Annotated in this window: 11 protein-coding genes; 8 read left to right on the plus strand and 3 right to left on the minus strand. The window is 63.6% G+C overall.

Annotated features, from left to right (window positions below):
- Positions 1–73 precede the first annotated feature (73 nt).
- Positions 74–1,162, minus strand: a complete 1,089-nt coding sequence (locus tag NLM31_RS10330; protein WP_254192162.1) for a glycosyltransferase family 1 protein — start codon at positions 1,160–1,162, stop codon at positions 74–76.
- Positions 1,163–1,437: 275 nt separating this feature from the next.
- Between NLM31_RS10330 and NLM31_RS10335 the strand changes: the two genes are divergently transcribed.
- The 8 genes from NLM31_RS10335 to NLM31_RS10370 all read left to right on the plus strand — a co-directional run bounded on the left by NLM31_RS10335 (position 1,438) and on the right by NLM31_RS10370 (position 10,862).
- Positions 1,438–2,874: a lipopolysaccharide biosynthesis protein gene (locus NLM31_RS10335; RefSeq protein ID WP_254129057.1), complete on the plus strand. Its 1,437-nt coding sequence runs from the start codon at positions 1,438–1,440 to the stop codon at positions 2,872–2,874.
- Between the two features lie 252 nt (positions 2,875–3,126).
- On the plus strand, positions 3,127–4,359 hold the full coding sequence (locus NLM31_RS10340; RefSeq protein WP_254129058.1) for a branched-chain amino acid ABC transporter substrate-binding protein: 1,233 nt from the start codon (positions 3,127–3,129) through the stop codon (positions 4,357–4,359).
- A gap of 119 nt (positions 4,360–4,478) precedes the next feature.
- The gene (locus NLM31_RS10345) at positions 4,479–5,426 is read left to right on the plus strand and encodes a branched-chain amino acid ABC transporter permease (RefSeq protein ID WP_254129059.1); all 948 of its coding nucleotides are present in this window, start codon (positions 4,479–4,481) and stop codon (positions 5,424–5,426) included.
- Positions 5,423–6,715: a branched-chain amino acid ABC transporter permease gene (locus NLM31_RS10350; RefSeq protein ID WP_254129060.1), complete on the plus strand. Its 1,293-nt coding sequence runs from the start codon at positions 5,423–5,425 to the stop codon at positions 6,713–6,715. The genes NLM31_RS10345 and NLM31_RS10350 overlap by 4 nt, the downstream gene beginning before the upstream one ends.
- On the plus strand, positions 6,712–7,482 hold the full coding sequence (locus NLM31_RS10355) for an ABC transporter ATP-binding protein (RefSeq protein ID WP_254129061.1): 771 nt from the start codon (positions 6,712–6,714) through the stop codon (positions 7,480–7,482). The genes NLM31_RS10350 and NLM31_RS10355 overlap by 4 nt, the downstream gene beginning before the upstream one ends.
- Positions 7,482–8,177, plus strand: a complete 696-nt coding sequence (locus tag NLM31_RS10360) for an ABC transporter ATP-binding protein (RefSeq protein WP_234685767.1) — start codon at positions 7,482–7,484, stop codon at positions 8,175–8,177. The genes NLM31_RS10355 and NLM31_RS10360 overlap by 1 nt, the downstream gene beginning before the upstream one ends.
- Before the next feature lie 190 nt (positions 8,178–8,367).
- The gene (locus NLM31_RS10365; protein ID WP_254129062.1) at positions 8,368–9,579 is read left to right on the plus strand and encodes an ABC transporter substrate-binding protein; all 1,212 of its coding nucleotides are present in this window, start codon (positions 8,368–8,370) and stop codon (positions 9,577–9,579) included.
- Between the two features lie 92 nt (positions 9,580–9,671).
- Complete coding sequence (locus tag NLM31_RS10370; protein ID WP_254129063.1) at positions 9,672–10,862, plus strand: CaiB/BaiF CoA-transferase family protein; 1,191 nt, start codon at positions 9,672–9,674, stop codon at positions 10,860–10,862.
- Positions 10,863–10,886: 24 nt separating this feature from the next.
- On the opposite strand, the gene pstS is transcribed toward NLM31_RS10370, so the two are convergent.
- Together pstS and NLM31_RS10380 are read right to left on the minus strand one after the other, a co-directional pair.
- Positions 10,887–11,939 carry a phosphate ABC transporter substrate-binding protein PstS gene (gene pstS / locus NLM31_RS10375; RefSeq protein WP_254192163.1) on the minus strand — a complete coding sequence of 351 codons (1,053 nt, stop codon included), beginning with the start codon at positions 11,937–11,939 and terminating at the stop codon, positions 10,887–10,889.
- 112 nt (positions 11,940–12,051) lie between these two features.
- A complete protein-coding gene (locus tag NLM31_RS10380) occupies positions 12,052–12,231 on the minus strand; it encodes a hypothetical protein (RefSeq protein WP_254192164.1) in 180 nt (59 codons plus the stop codon).
- Positions 12,232–12,322: the final 91 nt, after the last annotated feature.

Below are 12,322 nucleotides of genomic sequence, written 5' to 3' on the forward strand. Positions count from 1 at the left end.
CGCCAATGTACCAAGCGGCGCCTTGTGACGCCGTGGTTTCCCGTTGTTGGGTTAACTTTTGCGGACGGCCGTCTCAGCGCGCCCGGCGCTGCATCACGGCTTCGGCGATGGCGTAATAGTGAAGCGCGCCCTTTTCGAGCGTCAGTTTGTCCATCACATAATCGCGAGGCGCGAAGTCGCTCGCGCTGACCTGCGACCAGAAGTCGCTCCAGCCCGAGACGAAGCCGTTCGCGTCGACGAACGTGCGGCCGCAGCATGCGTCGAAATAGGGCACGGAGGACACGCCGCCTTCATATCTCACCCTGTCCGGGAAATAATCCGGATCCTGCCACGGTCCGCCGCGATTCCACGCGAACACGGGCACGCCGCTCGACAGTGCCTGCTGGCAGGCGATGCCCTGGCTCTCGTGCTCGCAAAGAAAGACCATGCTGCGGCAGCGCGCCAGTGCCGCCTTGTAGTCGTCTTCCTTGTAATGGCCGTAGCGGATCACTTCGACCGAGCGGCCGCTCGCCTCGAGATGCCGGCGGATCGGGTCGATCAGCTCGCTCTCATAGCGCCCGTGTTCCCAGCGCACCTTGTCGTAAAGCAGCACGTCGACGCTCTTCTGCGCGGCCGGCGTTGGCGTCCACAAATCGGTGTCGATGCCGACCGGCCATACTTCGATATGCGGCCAGTATGGCCGGCACATCTCCGCATACCAGTCGCAGGGCACCAGGATGGTTTGGGTCAGCAGGTCCTGGTGATGCGCGGGGACGTCCACGGGATGGTTGTACATGACGACCCCGAGCAGGAGCGGGTTCCTCCACGCGAACCAGTCGAGCACGAACGGGCGCCCGAGGATGCAGGCGAGCTCCTCCGGATGCTTCTGGATGTAGCTGTAGTCGTTGACGCGATAGGGAATGCCGACCCGGTCGAGCCCGGCGCAGAGATTGAGGAACACGCGGCGCTGGCCGCTGATCCAGGATTTTCCGAGCAGCATCCGCCGCAGCAACGGCCGGACGTGGCGGTCGCCCGGAAACCAGCGGTCGTCACGCTCCTCGAAGAACAGATTGAGCGTCATCCGCTCGCCGCCGTCCGCGGGGGACGCCGGGACCAGGGACGCATCCGTCCCGCCATGGGGCAGGGAGGCCGGATTTGCTCGCAAACGCTCGACAACGTCCATCTTAGTCACGTCCACGCATTAACCAAAGGTCGGGCGGCGACCTGAAATCATGGTTTCTTTTCGGTGATCGCGGCGGCCCGTTCAAGGACAGGGCAAATTTAACGCTAACGCGCGAAAGCGGTGGGACCGCCCCCGTTCGGCGGCCGATTTGCAGACTTAAATGACTATCTTGGGAGATGCTGCGGCGCGGTCCGACCGCCAAGCCTTTGATCGCCACGCCAAGGTCCAACTGATCAACGGCCACTGCATTTCAAGGCCGCCAGTCCCGTGCATCCATGCTGAACCGCCATTTCTCCATTTACCTCGCCAGCTACATCCTGTCCGCGGCGGTGGGATTCTTCGCGGTCACCGCCTACACGCGGCTGCTGACGCCGGCGGAGTATGGCGTCTACGTCGTCGGCATGAGCATCGCGGGCATTCTGGGCGCGATCTTCTTTGCCTGGATCAAGCTGTCGGTGTCGCGCTATCAGGCGATGTCGGCGGAGGTGGATTTTCGTGCCACGGCGATGGTCGGCTTCGCGCTGACGGTCGCGGCCATGTGCGCGGCGACCCCGCTGGTGTTCCTGTTCCGCAACGACGTCGGTGTCGAGCTGGTGCTCGCCAGCATGTTCGTCGCGATCATGTCGAATGCCTTCGACGTCGGCCAGGAGTTCGAACGCGCCAAATTCCGGCCTTTCCGGTTCGCGGCGATATCGATGGTGCGCAGCCTGTCGAGCATCGGATTCGGCCTGCTCGGGATCTGGCTCGGCTGGGGTGGCATGGGCCTGCTCGCGGCAATTGGCCTCGGCTCGCTCACCGGCGTCATCCTCAATCTCGTCAGCGACCGCGCCAGGATGGCGAGCTTTTCGCGCAGCCAGTTCATGCAGCTCGCGCGCTACGGCCTGCCGTTGACGCTGGCCGGACTGTCAGTCGCAGTTTACTCGGCCAGCGACCGGCTCATCGTCGCCTATCTGCTCGGCAAGGACTCCGCCGGCATTTTCGGCGTCGCTGCCGATCTGCCGCGTCAGTTCATGGTCATGATCGCCACCAGCGTTGCCGCGGCCACCGTGCCGATGGTGTTCCGCTCGCTGTCGGAAAAGAACAATGACACGACGCGGGAGCGGTTGACCGAGAGCCTCGAACTGCTGCTCGTCGTCGTAGCACCCGTCGCAGTCTGGCTTGCGCTCGCCGCCGACCAGGTCGCCGGCACGCTCGTCGGTGTCGATTTTCGCGCCGGCGTGTCCGCGCTGCTGCCGACATTGGTGCTCGCCCGCTTCTTCGGCATCGCCAATCAGTTCTACGTCCAGCTCAGCTTCCAGCTCGCCGAGCGGCCCTTCATGCTGGCGGCACAGTCGTTCCTCACGCTGGCCGTGAGCGTGGTGCTGATGTTCGCGCTGGTCGCGGGCTACGGCATCTACGGCGCCGCGCTGGCGACGCTCGCAACCGAGGCGATCGGCTTCGTCGTCGCCGTCGTGCTGATGCACCGCGCCCATCCCGTGCCGTTCGATGTCAACCGGCTCGCCGGCGTCGCCGCGTCGGCTGCGGCAATGGCAGGCGCCATCCTTGTCGCGCGGTTACAGGTCAACGGCGCCGGTATCGTGGCGCTGATCATCGTGAGCGTTGCGGGTGGCCTTGCCTATGTGGCCGCAGCCTGGCTGCTGAATGTCGCGAACGTGCGGACGCTGTCGCTGCGCTTCCTGCGGACATTCAATCGCAAGGCGCTCGGCGTCTGACCGCCTGACGAGGCGCAGCTTCGTCCGGAGCAACGTTCCCGCCCGCAAGTTCCTGCTTGCGTTCTATTCCTTGTCGCGGAATGCTGAGGGCCGGCCGGACAGCCGCATCACATTTCATAGCGGCGGCCCGAGCCATGTCCTGTTGCGCTTGAAAAGCAAAGTTCGTTCTGCTCATAAGAGGGCTGAAATTGCGCTGCAACATGCGCAAAAGAGCCCATCGACTAAAGTCGATAGCCAGCGAGGAAACACATTATGCGCAAGCTCACTTTGGCCATTGCCGTGATCGCCCCGATGCTCGGTCATGCAGCGTCGGCTGAGGACACGCTCAAGATCGGCTACATCGATCCGCTCTCCGGCGGCGGCGCCAGCGTCGGCGAGGGTGGTCTGAAGACCTTCCAGTATCTGGCCGACGAGCTCAACGCCAAGGGCGGCATCCTCGGCCACAAGATCGAGATCATCCCGCTCGACAACAAGACCAATCCGCAGGAGAGCCTGGTGCAGGCCCAGAAGGCGATCGACGCCGGGGTTCACTACATCACGCAAGGCAACGGGTCGTCGGTCGGCGCGGCGCTGACTGACTTCGTCACCAAGAACAATTCGCGCAATCCCGGCAAGGAAGTTCTGTACTTCAACTACGCCGCCGTCGATCCGAGCCTGACCAACGAGAAGTGCAGCTATTGGCATTTCCGCTGGGATGCGAGCTCCGACATCAAGATGGAAGCGCTGACGAACTACATGAAGGACACCGCCTCCATCAAGAAGGTGTACCTGATCAACCAGGACTATTCGTTCGGCCAGTCGGTGCGTACCGATGCGCGCAAGATGCTCGGAGCCAAGCGGCCTGACGTCCAGATCGTCGGCGACGAGCTGCATCCGCTGCTGAAGGTCACGGACTTCTCGCCCTACATCGCCAAGATCAAGGCGTCCGGCGCCGACAGCGTCGTTACCGGCAATTGGGGCCAGGATTTCGCACTGCTGCTCAAAGCCGCGGCCGATGCCGGTCTGAAGGTCAACTGGTACACCTATTATGCCGGCGGCGCCGGTGGTCCGACCGCGATCAAGCAGACCGGTCTCGATGGGCAGGTCTTCCAGATCACCGAAGGCTTCGCCAACTCCGGTAACAAGGCCGCGATGGACTACGAGAAGGCGTTCCGCGCCAAGGTCAATCTGTCGCTGTGGTATCCGCGTGCGGTCAACGAGATGCGCATGTTCAAGGCCGCGGCCGAGAAGGCCAATTCGATCGACCCCGTGAAGGTGGCGGCGGCGCTCGAGGACCTGAAGTTCGAGGTGCTGGACGGTGGCCAGGGCATCATGCGCAAGGACGACCACCAGTTCTTGCAGCCGATCTACATCTCCTCCTTCGGCAAGCTGACCGAGAGCGAGCCGTTCGACGAGGAGAGCACCGGTTGGGGTTGGCATCTGGTGTCGAAGATCGACACGCCGCAGGCCATGGTCTCCACGACCTGCAAGATGGTGCGGCCGTAATCACGCAGCCTGTCGTCGTCCCGCGACCATCATGGGCCGCGGGGTGACGGCAGCCGGACGATTTTTGATTAGGCGATGTTCACCGGGGCCATCAGGCCCCGGATATCCATGAGTGCGCTGTGCTTGAACTCATTGTCATTTCGACCCTGAACGGTGTGCTGTTCGGCATGCTGCTCTTCCTGCTGTCGAGCGGGCTGACCGTCATCTTCAGCATGATGGGCGTGCTCAACTTCGCCCATGCCAGCTTCTACATGCTCGGCGCCTTCTTCGGCTTCCAGCTTACGAAGTGGATCGGCTTCTGGCCGGCGCTGGTGCTGGCGCCGCTTCTGGTGGGCGCAATCGGCATGGTGGTGGAGCGCTACGGCCTGCGCAACACCCACAAGCACGGCCATGTCGCCGAGCTCTTGCTGACGTTTGGCCTCGCTTTCGCGATCGAAGAGATCGTCTCGATGATCTGGGGCAAGAGCCCGCTCGACTACCGCGTACCGGCCCTGCTGGACTTTCCGGCCTTCACGATCTTCTCGACCAACTATCCCGCCTACAAGATCTTCATGCTGGCGGTGTCGGTCATCATCTTCGTGGCGCTGCTAATCGTGCTCAAACGCACCCGCGTCGGCCTCATCGTGCAGGCAGCGCTGACGCATCCGCACATGGTCGGGCATCTCGGCCACAATGTCGGGCGCGTCTTCATGGCGGTGTTCGGGGTCGGCAGCGCGCTGGCCGCCCTTGCCGGCGTCATTGCAGGTCCCGCCTTGGTGACCCAGTCCGACATGGCGGCTTCGCTCGGGCCCATCCTGTTCGTGGTCATCGTGTTCGGAGGCCTCGGCTCCTTGCCGGGTGCCTTCATCGCGTCGCTCGTCATCGGACTGGTGCAGACGTTCGCGGTGGCGCTCGATGGCTCGCTGGCGAGTGCCTTCGGGCCGCTCGACCCGTCGACGGGACCGTCCGTCCTCACCGACATCTGGAACGTCACGATCGCCCAGGTCGCGCCGATCGTTCCCTATATGCTGTTGGTGCTCATTCTGATCGTTCGCCCCATGGGCCTGATGGGGACGCGCGAATCATGACCACAGCGACCACTTCGGCATCGAAGGTTGCGGCCAAGCCCGTCGGCGGAAGCCTGCGCTTCTACGGCGTCTGGCTGATCGGCATCATCGCGCTGATCGTCCTGCCGATGATCTTCTCATCGGGCGGCTCGCTGACATCCTTCAGCCTGATCGGCATCGCGATCGTGTTCGCGCTGTCCTACAACATCCTGCTCGGCCAGACCGGCCTGCTGTCGTTCGGCCACGCCGTTCACTACGGCCTCGGCGGCTTCGCGGCCTGCCACATGATGAATGCGGTGGTCTCGCATGGCTGGCCGATCCCGCTGCCGTTCATTCCGCTGTTCGGCGGCTTCGGTGGCCTCGTGTTTGCGATCATCATCGGCTGGGTCATGACCAAGCGCGCCGGCACGGTGTTTGCGATGATCTCGCTCGGCATCGGCGAACTGGTGGCGTCCTCGTCGCTGATCCTGCGGTCGGTGTTCGGCGGCGAGTCCGGCATCACCACGGACCGCACCGCGCTGCCGAAAATGCTCGGCTGGTCGTTCGGGCCGCAGCTTCAGGTCTACTATCTCATCGCGTTCTGGCTGGTGCTGTCGGCGATTGCGATGTACGCGCTGACGCGGACGCCGCTCGGGCGGATCTGCAACGCCGTCCGCGACAATCCGGAGCGCGTCCAGTTCATCGGCTACGATCCGCACGTCGTCCGCTACATCGCCTTCTGCTTTGCCGGCTTCTTCGCCGGCATCGCCGGAGGACTGGCCGCGATCAATTTCGAGATCGCGAATTCCGCCTATCTCGGCGCGATCCAGTCCGGCCTCGTGCTGTTCTCGACCTTCATCGGCGGCACCGCGTTTTTCTTCGGCCCGATCCTGGGTGCGATCCTGGTGACTTATCTTCAACTCGGGTTGACCAACCTCACTACGGCCTGGCAGCTCTATTTCGGCATCATCTTCATCGGCATCGTGATGTATGCGCCGGGTGGCATTGCCGGCCTGTTGATGATGCATCGGCCGCTGATCCGCGCCGGGACGCTGTGGACGGTGATCCCGTCCTACCTCGTCGCGATCGTGCCGACGGTCGCACTGGCCTGCGGTGTAATCCTGATCATCGAAACCGTCGCACGCTTCTCCGGCGGCGACGCGATCAATTTGTTCGGCATTGCCTTCAACCCGACGTCGCCGGTGACGTGGATGACGGCCGTGGTTCTCGTTGTCGGCGGCGCGTTCGTCGCGCGGTTGACCTGGCGGCGGATCGCGGAGGCGTGGGACCGGGCTGCCACGGTTGCTCGTGACCGGGGGTATCTCGCATGAGCGGAGCGGTATCTGAAAAGAGCGCAGCCATCGAAGTCCGCGCCGTCGAGAAGCGCTTCGGCAATGTCGGCATCATCCGTGACCTCAATCTGAGCGTCGCCAAGGGTGAGCGTCACGCCATCATCGGGCCGAACGGCGCCGGCAAATCCACCACGTTCAACCTGATCAGCGGTCACATCGCGCCGACCTCGGGCGAGGTGAAGCTGAATGGCGACCTGATCTCCGGCCTGCGGCCATTCGAGATCAACCGTCGTGGCCTGTCGCGCTCGTTCCAGGTCACCAACGTGTTCGCGCGCATGTCGGTTTGGGAGAACGTGCGCTGCGCGGTGCTGTGGGCGACGGGACATCGCTACGCGTTCTGGAAGAACGTCGACAGCCTGCCCGAGGTACGCGAGCGCACGGCGCAGATCCTCGACGACATTCATCTGATGCACCGGCGCGACGTGCCGGCGGGTCTTCTGACCTATGCCGAGCAGCGCGAGCTGGAGATCGGCATCACCATCGCGAGCGGCGCCACCGTCGTCATGCTGGACGAGCCGACCGCGGGCATGAGCAACGCGGAGACCGAACGTGCCGTGGCGCTGATCCGGCGGTTGACCGAGGGCAAGACGCTGGTGATCGTCGAGCACGACATGAGCGTCGTGTTCGGTCTCGCCGACCGCATCTCGGTGCTGGTTTACGGCCACATCATCGCCTCGGGCACGCCGGAAGAGATCCGGCGCGATCCGAAGGTCAAGGAAGCCTATCTCGGCGAGGAAGCGCACTGATGCTCGAGGTCCGGGATCTCCACGCCTATTACGGCAAGAGCCACATTCTTCAGGGTGTCGATCTCGACGTCGGCGCCGGCGAGGTCGTCAGCCTGCTGGGGCGCAACGGCGTCGGCCGCTCCACCACGGTCAAGGCGATCATGGGCGAGGTCGCCCCGCAAGGCACGATCCGCTTCAAGGGCAAGGACATCGCCGGCCTGCCCAGCTACAAGATCGCGCATCTCGGCCTCGGCTATGTGCCCGAGCATCGCGATATCTTTCCGAGCCTGACGGTGCGCCAGAACCTGCTGCTCGGCATCAAGGACACGCGCCGCCCCGGCAAATGGCGGCTTCAGGACATGCTCGACATGTTCCCCAATCTCGCCGCGCGTGCCGATACGGCCGCGGGCGTGTTGTCCGGCGGCGAAAAGCAGATGCTCACGACGTGCCGGACGCTGATGGGCGATCCGGACCTGATCATGATCGACGAGCCCACCGAAGGCCTCGCGCCGCTGATCGTCCAACAGGTCGGCGATCTCATCGCGCGAATCGCGCAAGCTGGCGTCGCCATCCTCCTCGTCGAGCAGAAACTGTCGATCGCGATGCGCATCTCCAAGCGTGTCTACATCATGGGGCACGGCCGCGTGGTGTTCGAAGGCACGCCGGACGAGCTCAAGGCCAATGCCGCCGTACGGCAGGAATGGCTCGAGGTCTGACGGCTGCGGCCTGCGCATACGCATCTGTATTCTGCGCTACATCTCACGCCCGCTAATCGAGGTATCGTCCCCGCCGCCGCCATCGTGAGCGATGCGGCCGATGATAACCAAGAACAGAAGTGGAGGACGTTGACCGCGGCCTTGCGAGGGCGCGCGTCGATGCACTCTGCCAGGGAAGGAGATGCCGCGCATGCCCGGCTACACATTCAAGTTCATCGGCGGAGCCGTCGCTCTGCTCACTGTGCTGGGCGCTGCCTCGGCCGTCAGGGCCGGAACCTACGACACCGGCGCGACCGACACGGGCATCAAGCTCGGCCAGACCATGCCCTATTCGGGACCGGCGTCGGCCTATTCCGCGATCGGCCGCGCCGAGATCGCCTATTTCAAGATGCTCAACGAAAAGGGCGGCATCAACGGCCGCAAGGTCGATCTTCTCAGCATGGACGATGCCTATTCGCCGGCGAAGACCGTCGAGCAGACGCGCCGGCTCGTCGAGAGCGACGAAGTTTTGGCGATGTTCTCGATGCTCGGCACCGGCCCGAACATCGCCGCGCAAAAATACCTCAACGTCAAGAAGGTCCCGCAGCTGTTCCCGTCGAGCGGCGCCAGCCGCTGGAACGATCCGCAGCATTTCCCCTGGACCACCGGTTCGCAGCCGACTTACAGGACCGAGGGACGGATCTACGCCAAGTGGATTCTGGCGAACAAGCCCGACGCCAAGATCGCCGTCATCACCCCGAACGAGGATCCCGGTCGCGACTATCTTGCCGGCTTCAAGGAGGGTCTCGGCGAGCACGTCAACCAGATCGTGTCGGAAGCGGTCTACGAGACGACGGACGCGACCGTCGACTCCCAGATCGTCAAGTTCAAGGCCGCCGGCGCCGACGTTCTCTTCAACGAGTGCACGCCGAAATTCGCAGCGCAGGCGATCAAGAAGGTCGCCGAGCTCGGCTGGAAGCCGCAGATCATCGTTCCGGCCGTCTCCAATTCCGTCGGCTCCGTGCTGGCGCCGGCCGGGCTCGAGAATTCCGTCGGCATCGTCACCGGCGCCTTCCTGAAGGATCCCGGTGATCCCCGTTGGGAGAACGATTCCGGCATGAAAGCCTGGCGCGAATGGATGAAGACCTATAATTCCGGCGCCGATCCCGCCGACATCTTCAACGTCACCGGCTACACCATGGCGCAGATGATGGAGATGGTGCTGCAGCGGGCCGGCAACGATCTCACGCGTGCGAATTTGATGAAGCAGGCGCAGTCCTTCAAGGAGGTCGAGCTGCCGATGCTGCTGCCGGGCATCAAGCTCAACACCTCGGCCGAGCAGGTGACGCCGATCCGTCAGTTGCAGATGGCGCGCTTCAACGGAAAATCCTGGGAGCTGTTCGGCGACGTTCTCGGCGAATAGTCTCGATCGATCGTGACAAGCGGGCAGGGCACGAGCCTTGTCCGCTTGTAACGCCCACCGTGAATGCTTCCTCCAACGACAGTGAAGAGACGATGGCACCAACCGGCCCCCTCAGCGGAATCCGTGTTCTCGATCTGACGAGCGTGCTGTTCGGTCCCTACGCCGCACAGATGCTCGGCGACTGGGGCGCCGACGTCATCAAGATCGAGCCGCCGTCGGGCGACACCTGGCGCTATACCGGCGTGTTTAGGAATCGCGGCATGAGCGGCCAGTTCATGGCGGTCAACCGCAACAAGCGCAGCCTTGCGCTTGATCTCAAGCATCCTGACGGCAAGGCGGCACTGGCGAAGCTGATCCCGACGGTCGATGCGCTCGTCACCAATGTGCGGCCGGCCGCAATGGCGCGGCTCGGCTTCGGTTATGGAGACTGCGCAAAGCTCAACCCGCGGCTGATCTATGCGGCCGCGACCGGTTTCGGCCAGGACGGTCCGTGGGCCGCGCGGCCTGCCTTCGACGAGATCATCCAGGCGGCATCGGGCCTCGCATCATCGATCGGATCCGACGAGGAGCCGGAATTCGTTCCGAGCCTGATCGGCGACAAGATCTGCGCCATGGCGATGGTCGGTGCGGTGTCGGCCGCCTTGTTCAGGCGCGAGCGCACGGGCCAGGGCCAGATGGTCGAGGTGCCGATGCTGGAGACGATTGCGGGCTTCAACAGCATCGAGATGCTGGGCGGACACGCCTTCGATCCGCCGATCGGCCCGACCGGCTACAAGCGCATGAAGAACCGGCGTCCGGTGAAGACCAAAGATGGCTGGCTGACGATGCTGCCTTATTCCGGGGACAATTGGTGCGCCTTCTTCGAGGCCGTCGGCCGGCCGGAATTGAGCGACGAGCTCGGCGTGCGCGATCCCGTGCTGCGCTCGCAGAATATCGACAAGATCTACGACCGCATGAGCGAGATCGGGCCGACCCGCACCACGGCGGAGTGGGAGGAGCTATTGCTGCAGCTGGACGTGCCGCACACCGCCTTTGCCAAATTGACCGAGATCGGCGAGCAGCAGCATCTCGCGGCCGTCGGATTGTTTGCGGATATCGATCACCCGACCGAGGGGAAGATTCGCCAGGCGCGTCCGGCGACGAAATTTTCGGAGAGCCCGGCGGGCATCCACCGCATGGCACCGCGCCTGGGCGAGCATTCGCGCGAGGTGCTGCGCGAGGCCGGCCTGAGCGACGCCGAGATCGAAGCGCTCGTCGCAAACAAAGCCGTTGGCGCGCCATAAAAGCGGCGCGCCAATCGGGGAACGTTACCGCTTGCTGCCGGCCGACGCCGTCATGGTCGCCGGTCCAAAGCTCTGCTGCCAGTACATTTCGACCTGCTGGACCAGGGTTTGCGGCAGCGGAACATAGTTGAGCGTTTCGGCCTCTGTCTTCCCGTTCTCCAGCGACCAGCGCACGAAGTCGATGGCGGCCGCCGATCGCTCCGGCGCCTTCGGCTGCTTCGGCATCACCACGAACGTCGTCGCCGTGATCGGATAGGCATCCGCGCCCGGCGCGTCGGTGAGGACGAGATGGAAATCCCTGTCCGCCGTCCAGTCCGCGCTCGAAGCCGCCGCCTGGAACGACGCGGCGTCGGGAACGACGAAATTGCCGGTGCTGTTCTGCACCACGCCGAACGAGATCTTGTCGAGCCGTTGCAGCGCATAGGCATATTCGAGGTAACCGATTGAGCCGGGCACGAGGCCGACAAGCGAGGCGACACCGTCATTGCCGCGTCCGCCGACGCCGACCGGCCATTCGACCGCAGTGCCTTCGCCGACAGCACTCTTCCATTGCGGGCTGACCTTGGAGAGGTAGTTCGACCAGTTGAAGGTCGTACCGGAGCCGTCGATGCGATGCACGACGGTGATCGGCGCGTTCGGCAGCCTCAGTTCAGGGTTGATGGCGCGAATGGCCGGATCGTTCCAGCTCTTGATCCTGCCGAGATAGATGCCCGCGAGCACCTCGCCCGAAAAATGCATCTGGCCGGGCTTCACGCCGTCGATGTTGACGACCGGAACGACGCCGCCGATCACGATCGGAAACTGGATCATGCCGAGCTTCTCGAGTTCCTTGGGATCGAGCGGCATGTCCGTGGCGCCGAAATCGACGGTGGCCTTCTTGATCAAGCCGATGCCGATGCTCGATCCAACCGCCTGATAGCTGACCGTGTTGCCGGTCTTCGCCTTGTAGGCGTCGATCCATTTCGCCATCACGGGCGAGACGAAGGTTGAGCCGGCGCCCGTGGTGTCGGCGGCGAAGCTCTGCGTCGCGACGACGAGCGCGGTGAGGACGATCGGGAGTCTGAGATGTTTCATCATGGGCGCGAAGCTAGCAGCGCGCTCCACGAGCCTCTGTGGTTTACGTCACAAAAATGTAATGGAAATCAGAACCATCTGGTTCGGTTGCAATGTGATGTGAAGCCGGTGCGACTCACGATCCGAGATTGCGGGCAACCGTGATCAGGACAGCTGCAAGCACGGCCAGCGACATCGAGACCGCCAGGCTTTTAACCAGGCTCGTGGTCGTGCCTCTGGAAAAGACGATGAAGCCGGTCGCGAGCAGCGCCAGCCCGGCCACGGCCGCGGCAATCTGCGAGAGAGTCGAGGACACCCGTTCATCCTCCGATGCGCTGTTTGGCGAATTTACCGCCGATGTTCCCGCGGCCTGACGCAATTCTCTGTGATTCCAGTCACATCCCGTC

Origin of the sequence: Bradyrhizobium sp. CCGUVB4N, from assembly GCF_024199945.1 — a bacterium.
GTDB lineage: Bacteria > Pseudomonadota > Alphaproteobacteria > Rhizobiales > Xanthobacteraceae > Bradyrhizobium.

What these genes read in the sequence shown, in the direction of transcription:
- NLM31_RS10330 (WP_254192162.1), bottom strand. Translation starts at nt 1,162, where the DNA reads ATGGACGTTGTCGAGCGTTTGCGAGCAAATCCGGCCTCCCTGCCCCAT.
- NLM31_RS10335 (WP_254129057.1), top strand. Translation starts at nt 1,438, where the DNA reads ATGCTGAACCGCCATTTCTCCATTTACCTCGCCAGCTACATCCTGTCC.
- NLM31_RS10340 (WP_254129058.1), top strand. Translation starts at nt 3,127, where the DNA reads ATGCGCAAGCTCACTTTGGCCATTGCCGTGATCGCCCCGATGCTCGGT.
- NLM31_RS10350 (WP_254129060.1), top strand. Translation starts at nt 5,423, where the DNA reads ATGACCACAGCGACCACTTCGGCATCGAAGGTTGCGGCCAAGCCCGTC.
- NLM31_RS10355 (WP_254129061.1), top strand. Translation starts at nt 6,712, where the DNA reads ATGAGCGGAGCGGTATCTGAAAAGAGCGCAGCCATCGAAGTCCGCGCC.
- NLM31_RS10360 (WP_234685767.1), top strand. Translation starts at nt 7,482, where the DNA reads ATGCTCGAGGTCCGGGATCTCCACGCCTATTACGGCAAGAGCCACATT.
- NLM31_RS10365 (WP_254129062.1), top strand. Translation starts at nt 8,368, where the DNA reads ATGCCCGGCTACACATTCAAGTTCATCGGCGGAGCCGTCGCTCTGCTC.
- NLM31_RS10370 (WP_254129063.1), top strand. Translation starts at nt 9,672, where the DNA reads ATGGCACCAACCGGCCCCCTCAGCGGAATCCGTGTTCTCGATCTGACG.
- pstS (WP_254192163.1), bottom strand. Translation starts at nt 11,939, where the DNA reads ATGATGAAACATCTCAGACTCCCGATCGTCCTCACCGCGCTCGTCGTC.